The sequence below is a fragment of the Algoriphagus locisalis genome, from assembly GCF_900116615.1.
GTDB classification, from domain to species: Bacteria; Bacteroidota; Bacteroidia; order Cytophagales; family Cyclobacteriaceae; genus Algoriphagus; species Algoriphagus locisalis.
This window is the reverse complement of sequence record NZ_FPBF01000006.1, coordinates 1-18,882: the sequence shown is the minus strand read 5'-3', so window position 1 is coordinate 18,882 and position 18,882 is coordinate 1. Positions and strand designations below refer to the sequence as shown.

Here is an 18,882-nt window from a genome sequence, read left to right as displayed (position 1 = left end):
CTCCTACAAAATAGCACCCCAAGACATTGCCTCCATCGCCCCATCCACACGGGCAATCCCATAAGGGTTTTTCATAAGGACGGAAGGCTTTTGAGCTCCTAACGAGATATTCTCGGCATGCAGCCATTGGGAGAGTAACTCCTCCGACCCAAATATCTGAATGCCCTTAGCGATCACCTGATCCATATCTAAAATGCTCTTGGTGAGCATCTTGGTGAGCTTTCGGTCTTCTTTGCGCCAGCGAGATAAGGTACTAGGATCCACCTCTAACATCTCCGAGACGTCTTGCTGTGTGAAATCCAGAAAGTCAAATATCTCACCAGTATCGTGAAAAGAAACCGCAAGATCATAAACTGCGGCTGGCTCACTTACCATCGAAACAGTCTCCTGAAAAAAATAATAGGAATCATTGCCTGTACGAATGGACTCAGCTCCAGCCTCTCCAAACGATATTTTCCAAGTGTGTGTCATAGCTATTCAATTAACCCACACTAAGTTACAAACTTAAATTGCAAATGCAATATCTATTTATTGCATTTGCAATATTTTCTAATCAAGAATTTGTTTGATTTCATAATCCTGCAAGTGGGCATTCAACCAGCCAGCTTCCAGCGTAGCTCCATATTTTCTATAGAAATTGATTGCAGGTTCATTCCAATCTAGCACTTGCCACATCATTCCTGTGCAGTTTTCTTCCAGTCCTTTTTTCATGATGCGATCAAAAAGTAATTTTCCTGCACCGTTTCCACGCTCAGATTGAGTGACTACCAAGTCTTCCAGATAAATTCTTTTACCCTTCCAGGTACTATAGCGATAGTAGTAAATCGCAATGCCTACGATATCAGCCGATTCTTCCTTTTCGCAAACAAACATTCCGAAAACTGGATTTTCTCCAAACCCATCGGCTTCCATCATCGCAACGGTATTCGTCACTTGTTCGGGAGCTTTTTCGTAAAGCGCCAGCTCATTTATCAATTCCAATACACGAGGCAAATCCTCGATTTTTCCTTCTCTTAGCCTATACATGTTTAAAGTTTAATTTTCCGATTAATTTTGGGAAAGGCTAATTTAATCAAATCCGAGAAACAATGTTTTTAGCGATAGATGCGGGGAATTCAAATGTGGTTTTTGCGTTGTATGATGAAGTGAATGCTACCTGGAAAAATCACTTTCGGATAGAGACACATGCTGCCAAATTCGCTGCTCAACTTCACAAAAAAGCACCTTTATACTTTTTGGAGCATGGGATCAGTCCTTCAGCTATTAAGCAGATCGGTTTTAGCTCTGTAGTTCCAGAGGTAAATGATCAAATTCTTCAATTCTGCGAGAATTTCTTCGGCACGCTTCCATACCTTATTTCACCTGCTAGTTTTCAAAAGCTTCCAATCAAAACCCTTCGTCCCAATGAAATCGGGACAGATCTGATGTGTAATGCGATGGCAGCTCACTCCAAGTACCAACAAGCGTTAATTGTAGTGGATTTTGGAACAGCCCTCACCTTTACGGTGGTGGATGCAGAAGGAGAAATTATAGGTGTAAATATCGTTCCAGGCTTAAAAACTGCCCTAAATTCCCTTTTTCAAAATACATCCAAACTCCCGGAGGTGGAATTGAAAATGCCGGAATCTGCCCTCGGCCAAGACACTATTCATGCCATCCAAGCTGGAATTTTATATGGATACACGGGTTTGGTAAAAGGAATGCTGGATGCAATAGAAAATGAAACTCAGCAAAAGTTTCAGGTTATTGCTACGGGTGGACTTTCTTCGGTCTTGACACCACTTGCGGAAGTTTTTGAGGATATCGATAGAAATCTGACTTTGGAAGGATTGCGATTGATTACTCAGGCGAATTCTTAGAGAACTTCGCTTCGCATAATCAAATTTGGATCTGGACAAATCAATTGGTATTTCTCAACATCACGTTTGGAACAAACCCCAGGAAAATCACCCACGTTTCCCATCAAATCCCACATCAGCTGAAAATGAAGGTGTGGAGGCCAGTCACCATTTTCTGGAAAAGAGCCTACATGAGCGATGATTTCCCCTGCATTTATTTTTTGTCCAATTTCTTTTCCATCGAGATCCGATAGAAAAAGATGCCCATAAAGCGAATAAAGCTTTTTCCCAAAAATGTCATGCTCCAAAATGATGGTAGCTCCGTAGTTTCCGAAGCCTGCATTATTCTGCAAACTGTGGATTTTTCCTTCCAAAGGCGAATAGATTGCTACTCCGGCATCTGTCCATATATCTACACCAAGATGGATATTTCGGAAATCAGTTTCCGAAGTAGCGAAAACAGTACTTCTACGATAAATAGCTCGGTGTTCCAGATAACCACCTATTCCGTAGATACTTGATGAGTTCTTGATTTGCTGAGTTACATAGTCATCAAATGCAGGAGTATTTGATAAGTCCAAGCTATCCAAATCTGGATTCGACGGACTAAAATCCAATTTAACCGCATTTTCTAAAGTCAGCTTTTCTCCCATGACTGGGAAAAAGTCCAGCGCATTCCAATTCATGCTGTGAAGATAGATAATCATCTCAATCTGGATTAACTATTTCTCCAAACTCTAAATCTCTTTTCTCTTTTTCTCATTAATTTCAGCACATGAACACAGCTTTTCCCACCCTTGAAGATATTCAAACTGCTCACGAACGTATTCAGCCCTTTATTCATCGCACACCTATTTTAACTTCTTCGGCGATCAATGAAATTGCAGGGTGTGAGATTTTTTTCAAATGCGAAAACTTCCAGAAAGTTGGGGCTTTTAAAGCCCGAGGAGCTGCAAATGCAGTCATGAAACTCTCCGAAGCCGACAAGGCAAAAGGCGTGGCTACGCATAGCAGTGGAAATCACGCTGCAGCATTGGCCAGAGCGGCAAGTGTGGCGGGTATTCCTGCCTACATCGTCATGCCTTCCAATGCGCCGGAGATCAAAAAGAAAGCAGTGAAAGGCTATGGTGGAAAAATCATAGAATGCGAGCCAAACCTCAAGGCAAGAGAAACAACTTTGGAAAGTGTAGTTGAAAAAACCGGCGCCACCTTTATCCCTCCATACGACTTTATGGATGTGATCGAAGGGCAGGCAACCTGTGCCTTGGAGCTCATTGAAGATCAAGACAATTTGGATATCATCATGGCTCCGGTGGGCGGTGGCGGATTGCTTGGGGGCACGGCTTTGACAGCACATTATCTAAATTCAAATCTAGAAGTTATCGCCGCTGAGCCGACGGGTGCAGATGATGCATTTCAGTCTTTTCATGCAGGAAAAATCATTCTCCAGTCAGGCCCAAATACCATTGCTGATGGATTATTGACTTCCTTGGGAGTATTGAATTTCGAATTGATCAAAGCCTACGTTTCTGACATTCTGCTTGCCACCGATCCTCAAATCATAGCAGCAATGCGCTTGATCTATGAGCGGATGAAAATCGTGATCGAGCCTTCCTGCGCAGTTCCTCTGGCAGCATTACTAGCAAATCAGGATAGATTCAGAGGAAAGAAAGTCGGAGTTATTCTTTCCGGGGGAAATGTTGACTTGGGGAAATTGCCTTTTTAATCTACGCTACTTCTTTTTACCCATTGCCTCATAGATGATATCGTGAATATCAGTTCTGATTCCTTCTCTTAGCAATTTGGTGTTCGTAGCATCCGGGTAAACCCTATTAGAAAGAAACACATAAATTAAGTCGTTTTCTGGATCAGCCCAAACGCAGGTTCCGGTAAACCCTGTGTGGCCAAATGTCGATTTCGGTGCTAGATCTCCTGCCGAACCTCCGCTTCCAATTTCAGTATTTGGCTTATCCCAGCCCCAGCCTCGGCGGCTCTGGCTGGATTGATTTTTCGTGAATTTTTTCACAGTCTCTGGTCGGATTAGATTCACTCCACCATAGTTCCCTCCGTTCAGCATCATTTGCATCATCACAGCTAGGTCATTTGCAGTTCCAAAAAGACCAGCATGCCCTGCTACTCCGCCATACATCGCTGCTCCTTGATCGTGTACATAACCTTTGACTTGCCTTTTTCTCCAAGTAATATCATTTTCCGTAGGAGCTATATTATCAATTGACATCTTCATCGCCGGATTGAATGTCATGGTGTTCAAACCTAAAGGCGCATAGAAATTTTGATCCAAGAAGGACTCCAAAGGTTGATTTAAGACCCTTTCTACTACGGCCTGCATCAAATACATCGTAAGGTCAGAATACACATATTTATGCTTGCTTGCTCCACGGGGGATAGGAGTAATCTTAGAGTCTATAGTCCAATGCCAGATGCTGTCACGCAGGGCATCCATGCCATACATATCATTGGAAACGGGACGATTAAATCCAGGAGCTGCAGCGGGCTTGTAATAATCACCTCTCCATTGCCCAGCTTCTACTGTGCGGGCATAATAGGGGATAAATGCTACCAAGCCTGCTTCATGTGCCATCACATCGCTTAGTATCATTTTGCCTTTATTCGTGCCTTTCAGTTCTGGCAGGTAATCCTCCAAGGAGTTTTTCATGTCCAGTTCTCCTCGGCTTTCGAGAAACATTACCGCCTGCGTGGTCGCCAAAACTTTGGTAATCGATGCCAAATCATACAAGGTTTCAGAATTTACGGCTGGACTTGATTTGTATTCTAACTTCCCGTAGGATCGCTCAAAGACCACTTTTCCATCCTTTACTACCAGTATGTTCGCGCCTGGTGTAGCTTGGATTCGAATTGCTTTTTCCGCGACAGCATCGATTTTATCCAAAATATTGCTATCCATGCCTACACTTTCCGGCGTACCATAAGAAAGCCGACTACTTGGTGCTAAATACCCTCCTACTCCATGAGAAAATTGCTCGTTTACCGACACAGGTAAAATTCCCTTGGCAGCTCTGCCACCGAATAAAATCTGGGGAGCTAATTCCTGAGTTACCTTATTGTTTTCATAGGCAAAAACTACATTTCCAAGGCCCTGCAATTGCTTGGATGCATAAGCATTTCCGAAAAGAACGGTCACTACCTTTTGTCTTTTTGATAAATCCTTGATCAGCTGTACATCTGCTGGAGCTACACCAAAGTTACGTCTCGGACTATTACTTATTCCCATCAAACCAACAACTACTACATCATAATCTTCTAGTTTCTTTATGGTATTGTTGTGCGTAGTCTCGTTAGCAGCCTTTTCAATACTGAAATGCTCAAACTTGGTGTATTTGCTTAGGTATTTTTGAAATTCCTCTCCCTTATCCCCAATGCTCAGGCTTGCGAAGGAATGTAAATCCAAATTTTTGAATGGAATGAGGTTGTCTTTATTGGTAGCAACCGTAAATGCATCTGCATAAAGTTTTTCGATGATGGCTTCGGTTTCTGGTGTATCCAATCGCTCGACTAACTCATAGGTTTTGATGGGTTTGTAGTTATTTAATCCCGCCCAATACTTAGCTTTTAATATTTTCTTTACTCTTCTATCTATTTCTTTTTCCGAAATTTTCCCATCAGCTACCGCTTCCTTGATTAGTATTTTAGCTTTCGGTACATCCTGAGAATAAAGCAATACATCATTTCCTGCCAACAATGCTTTCAAATCTACTTCTCCAGGAGTATTTGCTACCGCCACACCTTTCATATTGAGGGCATCGGTGAAAATCAAACCCTGAAAATTCATCCGATTTTGAAGCAGGTCTGTAACGACTTTTTTGGATAAGCTAGTGGCCATATTTCCTGTATCATCTAGGCTTGGTACGTTCAAGTGCGCTACCATCACGGACATTAGGTTTTCTTTGAATAGCTTCTGATAAGGATATAAGTCCACATCCCAAATCTGATGCTCTGGGTTCTTGATTACCGGCAAAGAATAATGACTATCCGCCTCCGTATCTCCATGCCCTGGGAAATGCTTAGCATTGGCTATCACGCCATTTTCCTGAAGGCCTTTCATGTAAGCTAAAGCGTGTTGAGCCACCACTTCTTTTTCTCCACCAAACGCACGATATCCGATTACGGGATTATCCGGGTTGGAATTCACGTCCACCACCGGAGCAAAATTGATGTGCATGCCCAACTCCTTGAACTGCCGCGCCATTTCCTTACCCATGTCATATATCAACTCTTCATTCTGAACCGCTCCCAAAGTCATTGCCTTCGGAAAATCAGGCACAGAATCCAGCCGCATGCTTATGCCCCATTCGGCATCCATGGCAATGAAAAGTGGTGTTTTGGATTGTGCCTGGTAGTAATTTGTAAGACGGGCTTGTCTATCTGGGCCTCCTTGAAAAAATATGAGTCCGCCTAGATTCTCAGATTTTATGAGTTCACTTATTTCATTTACGTGAGCCTGGTCTTTATTTGAATAGGCAGCCACCATAAAAAGCTGTCCCAAACGCTCTTCAAAGGTCAGGCTATTAAATACAGAATCTACCCAATTAAGTTGAGAAATAGGGTCAGGTGAAATTAATGGATCCTCTACTAAAAGGGATTCGTCGAGTTTTCCAGAGGAAAAAGTAAGTCCAATAAAACCAATTGCTAAAACTCTCCACAGCTTACTGCTCATTCCAGGGTAAATTTTTAATCCTTAACTTTTAAAATAAATTTGTACGGAAGATCAATTCTCAAAGCGAATTTGAGTTTTTAATTCGCTTACCGTTTTCCAAGTCAGCACCCGAAGCTGGATGAATTCACTTGATTATTGAAGTTACTAAAGATAAGGCAACATCGGATCGTAATAAGGGTTAAAAAGGGCATAAATTTGATGTCTGGTTGATTGAGCTGGAACTTATTCCCTCTTGGTGCTTTTACTTAACGTGAGAGATGAATTTATATTTAATTAGTCTTGAAATGGAGCTTTTGGAAGTCTTCACAAATTTGGAAGAATATAAGCTTTGTAAGGTTTTCCGTCTGATGGGCATAAACCAAGCGGGCATATGACCGTAGAAAAATAAATTGTAATTGTATGAAATTCCCTTCTGTATTTCGAACTGCCGCTCCAATGAGATTTGATATCAAACCTAGGTATTATGATCCGGTGCGTGAGGAAATCGAGCAAAGAACCTCTCAAATAAAGAAAGAGTTAGAAGCGCAGGGACTTTTGGATCAGAATGATGTGACTTCACGTGAAATCGGTTCGTATGGAGCAGGAATCCGTGGCTCCTTTGCACAGCATAAGGGAATAAAAGAAAGAGACGGAGTGAATATGTTTGCTTCTACAGCGATGATACGGACTTTCATTTTTCTTTTACTATTGGGTTCTATTTTCGGCTACGTTTATCTGGGGCCTGTAATATTTGAATACATGGCCTATGCTGTGGCTCTAGTTGCTGCCATCTATTTTTTCTTCAGGCTAAAACCCAAGAAAAAATATGAGTGATATCATCCAACTCCTTCCCGATGCGATAGCCAATCAAATCGCTGCTGGAGAAGTAGTTCAAAGACCGGCGTCTGCACTCAAAGAACTTCTGGAAAATGCGGTAGATGCTGGAGCCACTCAAGTGCAGGTGGTTGTAAAAGAATCCGGAAAACAGCTCATTCAAGTCATTGACAACGGCAAAGGAATGTCCGCTACAGATGCCCGTATGAGCTTTGAGCGTCATGCCACATCCAAAATTAGGAGTTCTAACGATCTTTTTTCTATCCGTACTTTTGGCTTTCGAGGAGAAGCTTTAGCCTCCATAGCAGCCGTAGCTCAGGTGGAATTGAAAACCCGGCAAGCCGAATCAGAACTCGGAACTCTCATACAGATCGAAGGCTCTGAAGTGAAAAAGCAGGAGCCCTTTGCAGGCAATGTGGGAACCTCAGTGTCCATGAAAAACCTGTTTTATAATGTACCAGCACGTAGGAATTTTTTAAAATCAAATCCTGTAGAAATGCGCCACATTGTGGATGAATTTCAGCGCGTGGCCCTTTCTTACAATGAGATTGGCTTCTCACTTTTTCAGCAGGATCTGGAAGTTTACAGTCTTACCCCGGGCAAACTTAGTCACAGGATTGTTGGTCTTTTTGGCAAAAACTACCAAGGTCAACTCGTTCCCTGTGAGGAGCTGACTCCCCATGTAAATGTGAAAGGCTACATAGGCAAACCAGAAAATGCCAAGAAAACCCGTGGTGAGCAGTTTTTCTTTGTGAACAACCGCTTTATCAAAAGTAGTTACCTGAATCATGCGGTTAGCTCCGCTTTCGAAGGTTTGTTGCAGCCGGATCAACATCCCTTCTATGTGCTTTTTCTGGAAATAGATCCCTCACATATCGATATCAACGTCCATCCGACTAAGACGGAAATCAAATTTGATGACGAGCGAACGATCTATGCGGTGATTCGATCCGCTGTAAAGCAGGCTTTGGGAGCACATCATGTGGTTCCTTCTCTAGACTTCAGTTTGGATGTGAATTTCAATGAAAAATGGGACAAGGATCCTGAGAAAAAAGTGCAGGTGGATCGGGAATACAGCTATAAGTCATTCAATACGCCAGAATTCAAGCAGGCTAGTACTTCTGGCTGGGAAAGACTGTTTGAAGGATCTCAACAAGAAACTAGAGCTATCGATAGATCAACACCATCAGAGGAGACAGAGGTTTTAACTTTTGAAAGTAAGGCCAAGCCAGATGAAGCGACAGAATTTATCCCTAGGCCTACTGAGACAGAATCAACCGGTACGACTTTCCAAGTAGAACTGAGCTATGTAGTCGCACAGATGTCATCAGGATTTTTGATTATCGATCAGCAGACTGCTCACGAGCGGATTTTGTACGAGCGCTATTTGCGCCAGCTGAAACTTGCTCAGGGCACGTCGCAGCAATGCCTTTTTCCGCCTACCATCAACCTAGGGCCATCTGATTATGCGCTGGTGATGGACATCATGCCTGAATTACATAGTTTGGGCTTTATGGTTTCTGAGTTTGGAAAAGACACCGTGCTGATTCAAGGTGTGCCGGCTGATTTACCTGTCAAAAATGAAAAGGAGCTTTTCGAAGGGCTTCTGGAGCAATACAAGCATTTCAAAAGTGAGCTTTCGCTCGATACTAGAGAAAATCTTGCGCGTTCTTTGGCGCGAAAATCGTCTTTGAAAAAAGGACAAAAACTGAATTCACAGGAAATGGAAACCCTAGTTGGGCAGCTTTTTGCCTGTCAAAACCCAAATTATGGTTTGGGAGGGAACAAAACCTTCGTGAAATTAGATTTAAGCAGTATTCATTCCTTCTTCGGCAAATAGCATGTTTAGAAATATTACACCGGTAGTTAAAAACCTACTTCTTATCAACGTGGTGCTGCTTATCGTGTCACGGTTTATCTTTCCTCAGCTAAATGATTGGTTTGCGCTATATTATATTCATAGTCCATATTTCCAGCCATTTCAGTTTCTGACATACATGTTTATGCATGCGGATTTTTGGCATTTGTTCGGTAATATGTTCGGATTGCTGATTTTCGGACCCTTGCTAGAGCAGTTTTTGGGGCCAAAGAAGTTGTTGATTTTGTGGATGGTCTGTGGTGTAGGTTCAGGGGTTCTTTACTCAGGATATTCTGCCTATAGGATGAATAATTTGGAGGAAAAAGTGACGATGTTCCAAAACAATCCTGATCCGGATTCCTTCAACAAACTTGTATTGGAAAACAGAGGGTTTTTCAAAAGATCTGTATTTGATTTTATCGATGACTACAGCCGTAATCCCGACGACCCAAACAAAATCAGTCAGGCTAATCAGACGTTGGATGCTATTGTAGAGGCTCAGGCAAATATTCCTATGGTTGGCGCCTCAGGTGCTTTATTCGGGGTTTTGATTGCTTTTGCGATGCTTTTCCCCAATACACAGCTATTTTTACTCTTCCCGCCGATTCCGATCAAAGCAAAATATATGGTGCTTTTCTACAGCCTTTACACCATTTATAACGTATTGGTGAATAATCCGCTTGACAACGTAGCGCACTTTGCCCACCTCAGCGGATTGGTGATTGGCGGAGTCTTGGTTTACTTCTGGAAAAAAGACAGAAACAGCTTTTATTAATTATGTACGGTAACTTTTGGGATAATCTTCGGAATGCGTTTAAGCACAGCGACAACAGCCTTTTCAAGCTGATTGCGATCAATATACTTGTGTTTTTTGTAGTGCTGGTTTTCCGGGTGTTTATGACTATCGGAGGAATGAAACCATCATATGAATCGCTATTAGATTATATGATGATGCCTGCTTCTATTTCTAGGCTAGCGACCCAACCTTGGACTATATTCACTTATATGTTTTTGCATGTCGATTTTTGGCATATTCTAGGGAATTTATTGTTTCTCTTTTGGTTTGGACAATTAATCCACGAATTTTTAGGTAGCAGAAAACTGACAAATTTGTACATTTTAGGTGGACTATCTGGAGCGATTTTCTATTTATTAATTTATAATCTTTCTCCGTATTTCAGTAGTTCTGTAGATGGGTCATTGATGTTAGGGGCAAGTGCTGGCGTTTTAGCAATTGTAGTTGGAGCAGCAACGCTTAGTCCAAATACGACATTTCATTTAATTCTTCTTGGCCCAATAAAGATTGTTTACATAGCAGCATTTTACGTAATTTATTCATTTGCACAAACAATCGGGCCTAATGCAGGAGGAAATATTGCTCACATGGGTGGGGCACTTCTTGGCTACTTATACATTGTGCAGCTTCGTAGAGGAATAGATTGGGGTGTTCCGGTACAGAAAGTGGGGATATTCTTTGAAAACCTTTTTTCCGGAAGAAAAAGCAAGGTGAAAGTCTCCTATCGCAGCAAAGCCAAAACCTCCAGCGGTGGAGGATTTTCTTCTTTTAAAAAGGCGACAAAATCCACACCTACACAAGTTAGCTCAGACGAAGCTACTCAAGAGGAAATCGATAAAATCTTGGACAAAATTGCTGATCGTGGCTACGAAGCTCTGAATAAAGAAGAGAAGCGAAAGCTGTTTGAGTTTTCGAAAAAGTAGTGAGTGGTGAGTAGTTAGACTTAAGACGTTAGATGGCTGCAACTTGCTCTTTTATCTTGGCTCTCCAATCTGGTGTCTAAAATCTTACGTCTTGATACTATCCCTTACAATGGAATCGCAAAGCCAACTCTGAATCCAACTTCTCTAGGGTACGGGCTTTGGAAGCGGAACTCGGTGCTCAAGCCTATTCCTTCTGTCAACCGGATATAAGCTCCGACTCCCATATTTGCACCTTTGGAATTCCTGCGTGTCCCTGCGCCATTCGGCTGAGTATCCTGCCAGGTTTGACTGTATCCTGCCATAAAGTAAAGCTGCGAAGGCCCCTCAGACACATAATACCGCAAATCAGCACTGAAGTTACTTTCTTTCCCAACTGGAGGAAAAACGAAGGTAAAACTTGGCATGAGGGCGAATTTGTCCACAAAGAAATATTCTATTCCCGCTCCGGCGCCAAAGTTTTGATAGCGCAAACCATACGTGCCATAGCCATGGAAGCGCGCATTTCCTTGCTCTTGAGTTTGCCCAAAAGCCACAAAAGAAAGCATCAAAACTGTGCAAAAAGTCAGTAAAGCCTTTTTCATTACAATTCAGGTTAAAATATGGGTTAGAAATTAGCTGAGATTCGAAGATAAAACAAGTGCTTACTCCAAAACTCTGACTAATCTACCCAATCTCCCTGACTCATCCATTCCTTCTACTACTATGACCAGCCTTTTGGCCAAATCTGTATTGAAAAACTCCAGATTTGTTTCACCATTATCATCTAGCGTCACGAGCGGGTTCCAATATACAGTGGCTCTTTCATCTGCCATGGCATTTTCCACAGTTTTGGTGTCATACTTAGGAAGGTAAAACTCCCGTGGAACAGCATATCCGCCAACGCGACTGACTAAAGTACCGCCTACACTTATCTCCCGAGCGGCTCCTGTTTTGGTATAAATAGCGATGACTCCATTTCCTCCCTGAACTCCAAATATAGAAGTACTGGCAGGATCCTTAAAGACATCAATACTTTCCACATCTCTTGGGTTGACATTGAACAACGTGGACGCTTGAGTAGGCACATTGTCCAATAAGAACAATGGCTCTGTGCTTGCTCCACCCAGTGTACCTACCCCCCTAATGGTGATACTAACATTGGGACCAGCCAAAGAAACCTGAACTCCTGATACTCTGCCCTGAATCAGTTCGAAGATATTGTTGAATCCTACTGAACCGGGAATTTTATCGGGTTCAAGTGTGACATCTCCTGCACCATATACTTTTCTCACCTGCTCTTCTTCTTCCTTTATAGTCGTCGATTCTACTGTCACTCCTTCCAGGTCCATCAGTTTATCCTGACCGTTGATCAGTTGATTCATCCTAAATCTAGCCTCATAGGTGGCTGCCAGATCTGCCGACCAAAGTGGGCTTGCTGAGTATTTTCCTGGAATGTTGGAAAATACAGGCTCTGGTAGATCCAGCTCTACATCTACAAAATTTTTCAGACGGTTGTCCTCAGCTGTGATGGTCAAAGAGGCGGAGTCTAGGTAATTTAAATCTTTGAAAAGGAACCTTCCATTTGGGCCAAATTCCGAAGTGACCATTTCTATCCCTTCACCTACTAATGCCGTGATTTTACCTCCAGCTAGCCCTTTTTTCGTGTCGCCCGAATCTGTGACCTGGCCTTCCACATTTAATCCTTGTTCTATAAAATAGTCGATTTTTGGAAAGGTAGAACTCATCACATCTTGCCAGCTAAACCGTCGCCAGCCATGCGTAAGCATCACTAAATCCAAGTCCTCCTGATTTTGTTGACTACTATCTGAAAAATACTTGCCTGCCTGATAAATACCTCCCCGCAGGTCGGAAGTCAATAAAAGAGAGGATAGAATATTACCTCCTGTGTCCTGAGTTGGGTCCACCTGATCTGCATCTAAAACCGAAACAGAATACTTTCCACTCGTAGGAGCTCCTGATACAGAAGCAACGAGACTAAGGTTTATTTTTTCTCGCTTGGAGATATTCCCAGACTTTGACAATTCAAAATCGATTAGATCGTCCTGCTGGAAGTAAATCAACCGCTGAAGCAGGGGAGTGCCATCGGCACTGAGCACCGTGATTTCATTGATGCCGGAGATCAGGTTTTCTTTTGGAATTCTTACCCCCCAGGTTCCATTTGATAAAACACCCTTTATCATATAGTTGATAATACCGCGAGTCTGTGACACGAGTAGGAGTGCGTTAGGATTATAATCTCCCTGAACGAATACTGTCAGGTAGCCTGCAGCTGGATTATTAACTACCTGCATGACCAAGCCGGATTCATCTATCTCAGGAAGGTTTACTGTGACTTCTTGACCAGTAGTTTTTTCTATGATTTTTGCTTGATGACTCTTTCCCTCGGGGATCAATTCAAATTTGCCCAGACCTGCAAAATTACTTTCAAAGGCCACCTCACTTCCAAGGATACTACCGCTGATTGCTGCCGGAAGGCCATCTGGGTAGAGCGCCCGAAAGGCAAAGTTTGATTTCTTATCAACTACTGCGTGACCTCCCTCAGGTAAAAATTGAATGTCTGCTAAAGTCAGGCTATAGGGTAAGCGCAGCTTTTGAGTTACAGCGTAATTTTCACTTTCGAAATAGGTGAATTCTAGGTACTGGGATAAATTTGCTTTTTCAGGTATGCTGAACGTGAAATTAACTTCTCCATCAGCGTTCAAAGTCACCTCTTGGGAATATACCTCTTCACCTTCTGCTAGGGCTTTCACATCTATAGTTTTCCCACTTAAAGGATTTCCTTTGCTATCTACTGCTGTCAGGTTAGAACTGTATGTGACTTTTCCTTGTGAAGCACTAATTTTTGAAAAAGTGATTTTGGGTAAAAATGATCCTCCTGCACCGTCAATGACGTTCACTATGGAAGTAGAAAAGTATTCTTCACCAAAATTGCGCATCCAAGCCGTATAGGCTTTTATCTGATAGATTCCAGCTTTGCCAAATGCAGGCAATACAAAATCTCCACTTCCTCTACCTTTCTCCAATCGCACGATTTTTTGCTCTAAAAGCAACCCATCTCCATCAAAAAGATCCACATATAAGGTAGAGCTGAGAGGCGAAGGAACCTGTGCACTTCCAGCCGTAAGGTATGCGCTAAACCAAAGGTCTTCTCCTAAGGTATAGGTGCTCTTGTCCAGGTGTAAATAGGCTTTTTCTACAGGAAACTCCTTCTGATAGGTGTCAAAAAAAGTCTGGATTTGGGGGATTATTTCGTCTTGAGCGCTAGCTGGTCTCAAAAAGGTTACACTCAAGATCAGTGTCAGGAGTATTAAATGAATTTTCATAAAGTGATAGTTAGCTGCAGTCAAAAGAAAGCCTTAAAAAAACTAAAAGCTATTTAATTAACAAGAAAAAAAGTGTTAAATAGTATTAAGCTCTCCCACTTCATTCTTATTCGCCAATTGTCCACAGGCTGCATCGATATCCTGACCACGGGATTTTCTGACTTTGGCAATGATCCCCTGAGACTCCAGAATCCTCACGTACATATCCACAGACTCTTGTTTTGCCTGACGGAATTCGCCTTCGTCTATAGGATTGTATTGGATCAGATTGACTTTGGAAGGGATGATTTTACAGAACTTTGCAAGAGCTCGGGCGTGTCGCTCATCGTCATTGATTCCTTCCCAAATCACATATTCATAGGTGACTTTACGCTTGGTTTTTTCATACCAATACTTCAATGATTCACCCAATTCCTCAACGGGATTGCTATCATTGATAGGCATCAAACGGGAGCGGGTTTCATTGATTGCAGAGTGAAGGGAAACTGCCAGATTGAAGCGAACTTCATCATCGGCCAGCTTGCGGATCATTTTGGTAACTCCGACTGTGGAAACAGTGATTCTTCTTGGAGCCATGCCCAGTCCTTCGGGAGAGGTGATTTTATCTATGGCTTCCAGCACATTGGCATAGTTCAGCAAAGGTTCGCCCATTCCCATAAAAACAATATTCGTGAGCGGACGCTGAAAGTAGGTTTCTGCCTCATCTTTGATCGCCACCACCTGATCGTAAATCTCATCTGGATTCAGATTTCGCATGCGTTTCAAACGAGCAGTTGCACAAAAATTGCAATCCAAGCTACAGCCCACCTGAGAAGAGACACAGGCCGTAATCCGCTTAGTCGTAGGAATCAAAACAGATTCTACGATCTTATTGTCATAAAGCTTCACCGCATTCTTGATCGTGCCATCAGAAGAATGCTGCATGAGATCCACGAGAATATGATTGATCTCAAAATGCTTTTTGAGCATTTCTCTAGTACTCAGTGAAATATTGCTCATTTCATCGAAGTTCTTCAAAGACTTATTCCACAGCCACTCATAGACCTGCTTGGCACGGAATTTCTTTTCTCCCTGCGCCAAAAAGAATTCTTCCAATTGCGTTAGGGATAGCTTACGGATGTCTTTTTTCTGAATTTCTTCCATGGTGCAAAGGTAAGACTTTTCAGAGTAGCAAGTAGCTAGATGTAAGTATCAAGATAGGAGAGCCAAGATTATAGATCCAAGATTTTAGAATCAAGAATCAAGTGGGTATTTCCTTAAAACGAAAATGCTTGGATGATTCCTACATTAATTTAAAATACGGCTCAAAAACTTCTAAGAAACTACTAAATACGGCTCATATTACACTAGTTTTGAGCCGTATTTTCGTATATTTTGAGCTGAATCAAATGTCATGAACAAGAATCATCTAGTCGTTTTAGAGTTCATTCAGAACAATAAACTGGTTTCAAGATCTGAAATCGGTGCTAAATCAGGATTAGACCTAAGTGACGCGACTATTAAGAGAATTATTTCTGACTTGGTCAAGGAAGATTGGATTATATCCCTTAGAAAGGGTAAAGCCACCACTTATACATCCACTCCAAAGTTGGAGATTCTTTTTCCAATAGAATTGGATACATACTTCTTGGTAGAGCAGGATGACAGAACAATAAAAGGGAGATTTGACTTTGATATTTTTGAGAACTTAACCAATACTTCACTTTTCACTGTTGAAGAGCAGGATCACCTATCCAATCTTCAAATGAAATTCCAAATCAAAACAAAGGAATTAACATCAGATCAGTTTCAAAAAGAGATGGAGAGACTGGCAATTGATCTAAGTTGGAAATCGTCTCAAATAGAAGGAAATACCTATTCACTTTTAGAGACAGAACAGCTTCTGAAAGAAAAGAAGACTGCATCGGGGAAAACCAAAGATGAAGCGGTAATGCTACTTAATCATAAAGAGGCGATTGATTTTCTGGTAGAGCAGCCAGATTATGGCGTTAATCTTTCATTAAAGCTGATTGAAGAATTGCATAGCCTGTTAGTGAAGGAATTGGGCATTAATAGAAATATCCGAAAACGCAGAGTTGGCATCACAGGGACAAACTATAATCCGCTAGACAATGAATTTGAAATAAAAGAGGCGCTTGAAAAAACTTGTATTCTAGTGAACTCCAAGAAGTCGATTTATGAAAAAGCTTTTCTAACATTAGTCCTAATCTCATACATTCAGCCTTTTGGGGATGGAAATAAGAGAACTTCCCGAATCCTTTCAAACGGAATTTTGATCGCAGAAAATTATTGCCCTCTTTCTTTCCGGACGGTAGATCCGCTTGACTATAAGAAAGCTATTCTGGTTTTCTACGAGCAAACAAATATTACTCCCATGAAAAAGCTATTTATTGAGCAAGCTGAATTTGCGGTAAACACTTACTTTTAACTTAATTAAGCAAAGCCCTCTATTAACTTGCACGAGATTAAACAATTCTCCCCCGCCTTTTCCTTACTTTTGCGGCATGAATTACCTTTCGGTCGAAAACCTCAGTAAAGCGTTCGGTGAGCGCAAGCTTTTTTCCAATATCTCTTTTGGCATTTCACAAGGTCAAAAAATCGCCCTTGTCGGTATCAATGGAGCTGGGAAGTCCACGCTGATGAAAATTATCATGGGCTTGGAGATTCCTGATACAGGTCAGGTTGGTACCAACCAGCAGGTAAAAGTGGCTTATGTGCATCAAAACCCTGTTTTTGAGGGTACAATGAGTATTTACCAGACCATCTTTGACCAAAGTAATTCGGAAGTCCTCAAGGTAATCGAAGACTATCACAAAGCCATGTTGGATGCCGAGCGAGGCATTGATAATTCGGATAAAATGTCTGTGCTTTTTGAGAAAATGGATGCTTTCCAAGCTTGGGATTTTGAATATCAGGTGAAAGAAGTGCTTGGTAAACTAGGTCTTCACGATACAGATCTTCCTGTTGGGACACTTTCCGGTGGGCAACGTAAGCGAGTTGCTTTGGCAAAAGCAATCTTGGAGAAACCTGACCTGCTGCTGCTCGATGAACCTACCAACCACTTGGATCTGGAAACCATCGAATGGCTGGAAGACTACTTGGCGAAAGCTAATTTGGCCCTTTTCATGGTAACTCACGATAGATATTTCCTGGAAAAAGTAACCAATGAAATCCTTGAACTTGATCAGGGTAAAGTACATCGCTACTTAGGAAACTATGGCTACTTCTTAGACAAAAAAGAAGAGCGGATGGAGATCGAGGATATAGAACTCGAAAAAGCCAAAAGCCTTTATAAAAAGGAACTGGATTGGATTCGTCGCCAGCCAAAAGCCAGAAGCACCAAAGCAAAATACCGTGTGGATGCTTTCGAAGAAACGAAAGAAAAAGCATCTCAGAAGCGTGAGGAGCGAGATATCCAATTGACTGTGACTACTCAGCGATTGGGTAATAAGATCATTGAGATCGAAAAAATAAACAAAGCATTCGGTGACAAAACCGTCGTCAATGACTTCTCCTATACCTTCAAAAAGAAAGATAGAGTAGGTATTGTAGGCCCAAATGGTGCTGGCAAGACCACTTTCTTAAATATGATCACTGGGCAACTAGCTCCAGACTCTGGAAAAGTTTCCATTGGACAGACCACTGCTTTTGGGTATTACAGGCAGGAAGAAAGTAGTTTTGATGAGGAAAAGCGTCTGATAGATATCGTGAAAGAAGTGGCCGAAGTGGTGACTATCGCTGGCGGATCCGAGATCACAGTTTCTCAGTTTTTGACACAGTTTGGTTTTCCTCCCAAGCAGCAACACACGCCAATCGCTAAGCTAAGCGGTGGTGAGCGAAGAAGATTGCAGCTACTCATGGTGTTGATCAAGAATCCTAATTTTCTGATTCTCGATGAGCCTACGAATGATCTGGATTTGATGACCTTGAATACGCTGGAGGAGTTTTTGGATACTTTCCCAGGCTGTTTGATCATCGTTTCTCACGATAGATATTTCATGGATCGCTTGGTAGAGCATTTGTTTGTTTTCGAAGGAGAAGGCGAGATTTCTGATTTCCCTGGGAATTATTCCGAGTTCCGAGAGTCTGAAAAGAGCCAAGAACTTAAAGAAAAGAATCAAGAGCCTAGATCCAAGAGTCAAGAGGAAAAGACTCCAGTAGCAAGTAGCAAGTATCAAGAGGAGAAAGCTCCAGAAAAAGTTAAGGCCACCTTTAAGCAGAAGAATGAGTTTAAGGAAGTGAATGCTTCCATTGCCAAATTGGAAAAGGAAAAGGCTGAAATCACGGAGAAAATAGCTGCAGGAATAGCTGATCATGAAGAACTGATCAAGGAATCCAACCGCATCGGAGAAATCGATTCAGAACTGGAAGAATTGGAATTGACTTGGTTGGAATTGAGTGAGTTGGATGGGATTGAGTAGTGGCGCTTAAAGCGTCATTGCGAGAAGTGAGGCACGAGCGACGAAGCAATCTGTTTAATGATAAGAGATTGCTTCACTCCTCCGTCGTTCGCAATGACGTCAAAATCTAATGGCTTGATACTCATATCTTTAAATTGAATCAAAAAAACAGGATAAAGGTGTAGCCAGACATTGAGACTAAGTACGGCACCGCCGATACTGTGCGCAAGGTATC

Annotated in this window: 16 protein-coding genes; 8 read left to right on the top strand and 8 right to left on the bottom strand. The window is 42.0% G+C overall.

All coding sequences use genetic code 11. The features are described 5' to 3' along the window. Window positions 1–3 precede the first annotated feature (3 nt). Together BM386_RS16080 and BM386_RS16075 are read right to left on the bottom strand one after the other, a co-directional pair. Entirely contained in the window at window positions 4–471 is a 468-nt protein-coding gene (locus BM386_RS16080) for an antitoxin Xre/MbcA/ParS toxin-binding domain-containing protein (protein WP_091696181.1), read from the bottom strand. Window positions 472–549: 78 nt separating this feature from the next. Then, window positions 550–1,026, bottom strand: a complete 477-nt coding sequence (locus BM386_RS16075) for a GNAT family N-acetyltransferase (RefSeq protein WP_091696179.1) — start codon at window positions 1,024–1,026, stop codon at window positions 550–552. Window positions 1,027–1,088: 62 nt separating this feature from the next. On the opposite strand from BM386_RS16075, the gene BM386_RS16070 reads away from it, so the two are divergent. After that, on the top strand, window positions 1,089–1,859 hold the full coding sequence (locus BM386_RS16070) for a type III pantothenate kinase (protein ID WP_091696178.1): 771 nt from the start codon (window positions 1,089–1,091) through the stop codon (window positions 1,857–1,859). Here the strand turns inward: BM386_RS16070 and BM386_RS16065 are convergent. Then, entirely contained in the window at window positions 1,856–2,545 is a 690-nt protein-coding gene (locus BM386_RS16065) for a peptidoglycan DD-metalloendopeptidase family protein (RefSeq protein ID WP_244545548.1), read from the bottom strand. The two genes, BM386_RS16070 and BM386_RS16065, sit on opposite strands and share 4 nt — an antisense overlap. A gap of 68 nt (window positions 2,546–2,613) precedes the next feature. Here BM386_RS16065 and BM386_RS16060 point away from each other — a divergent pair, with 68 nt between their 5' ends. Then, entirely contained in the window at window positions 2,614–3,564 is a 951-nt protein-coding gene (locus BM386_RS16060) for a pyridoxal-phosphate dependent enzyme (RefSeq protein ID WP_091696176.1), read from the top strand. A 6-nt stretch (window positions 3,565–3,570) separates the two neighbouring features. Here the strand turns inward: BM386_RS16060 and BM386_RS16055 are convergent, their stop codons facing one another. Continuing rightward, the gene (locus BM386_RS16055; protein ID WP_091696175.1) at window positions 3,571–6,534 is read right to left on the bottom strand and encodes a serine hydrolase domain-containing protein; all 2,964 of its coding nucleotides are present in this window, start codon (window positions 6,532–6,534) and stop codon (window positions 3,571–3,573) included. A 399-nt stretch (window positions 6,535–6,933) separates the two neighbouring features. On the opposite strand from BM386_RS16055, the gene BM386_RS16050 reads away from it, so the two are divergent. From BM386_RS16050 to BM386_RS16035, 4 genes are read left to right on the top strand one after another with little or no spacing between them, the layout of a single operon-like run. Continuing rightward, window positions 6,934–7,347 (top strand): hypothetical protein, encoded by a 414-nt coding sequence (locus BM386_RS16050; protein WP_091696173.1) that lies wholly within the window; start codon window positions 6,934–6,936, stop codon window positions 7,345–7,347. Then, the gene (gene mutL / locus BM386_RS16045) at window positions 7,340–9,187 is read left to right on the top strand and encodes a DNA mismatch repair endonuclease MutL (RefSeq protein ID WP_091696171.1); all 1,848 of its coding nucleotides are present in this window, start codon (window positions 7,340–7,342) and stop codon (window positions 9,185–9,187) included. Before BM386_RS16050 ends, mutL begins: the two co-directional genes overlap by 8 nt. Before the next feature lies 1 nt (window position 9,188). Continuing rightward, entirely contained in the window at window positions 9,189–9,980 is a 792-nt protein-coding gene (locus BM386_RS16040) for a rhomboid family intramembrane serine protease (protein ID WP_091696169.1), read from the top strand. A 2-nt stretch (window positions 9,981–9,982) separates the two neighbouring features. Continuing rightward, the gene (locus BM386_RS16035) at window positions 9,983–10,924 is read left to right on the top strand and encodes a rhomboid family protein (RefSeq protein WP_091696168.1); all 942 of its coding nucleotides are present in this window, start codon (window positions 9,983–9,985) and stop codon (window positions 10,922–10,924) included. Between the two features lie 104 nt (window positions 10,925–11,028). On the opposite strand, the gene BM386_RS16030 is transcribed toward BM386_RS16035, so the two are convergent. The 3 genes from BM386_RS16030 to rlmN form a co-directional block, all read right to left on the bottom strand. Continuing rightward, window positions 11,029–11,505 (bottom strand): porin family protein, encoded by a 477-nt coding sequence (locus BM386_RS16030; protein ID WP_091696166.1) that lies wholly within the window; start codon window positions 11,503–11,505, stop codon window positions 11,029–11,031. 60 nt (window positions 11,506–11,565) lie between these two features. Next, entirely contained in the window at window positions 11,566–14,247 is a 2,682-nt protein-coding gene (locus tag BM386_RS16025; protein ID WP_091696165.1) for a TonB-dependent receptor plug domain-containing protein, read from the bottom strand. A 75-nt stretch (window positions 14,248–14,322) separates the two neighbouring features. Next, a complete protein-coding gene (rlmN, locus tag BM386_RS16020; RefSeq protein ID WP_091696163.1) occupies window positions 14,323–15,390 on the bottom strand; it encodes a dual-specificity RNA methyltransferase RlmN in 1,068 nt (355 codons plus the stop codon). A gap of 250 nt (window positions 15,391–15,640) precedes the next feature. Between rlmN and BM386_RS16015 the strand changes: the two genes are divergently transcribed. Together BM386_RS16015 and BM386_RS16010 are read left to right on the top strand one after the other, a co-directional pair. Beyond that, window positions 15,641–16,675 carry a Fic family protein gene (locus BM386_RS16015; RefSeq protein WP_091696161.1) on the top strand — a complete coding sequence of 345 codons (1,035 nt, stop codon included), beginning with the start codon at window positions 15,641–15,643 and terminating at the stop codon, window positions 16,673–16,675. Between the two features lie 76 nt (window positions 16,676–16,751). Further along, window positions 16,752–18,668: an ABC-F family ATP-binding cassette domain-containing protein gene (locus BM386_RS16010; protein WP_091696160.1), complete on the top strand. Its 1,917-nt coding sequence runs from the start codon at window positions 16,752–16,754 to the stop codon at window positions 18,666–18,668. Window positions 18,669–18,682: 14 nt separating this feature from the next. On the opposite strand, the gene BM386_RS23820 is transcribed toward BM386_RS16010, so the two are convergent. Continuing rightward, window positions 18,683–18,882, bottom strand: a 200-nt coding sequence (locus tag BM386_RS23820; RefSeq protein ID WP_211482919.1) for a hypothetical protein, incomplete at its 5' end; no start/stop codon positions are given.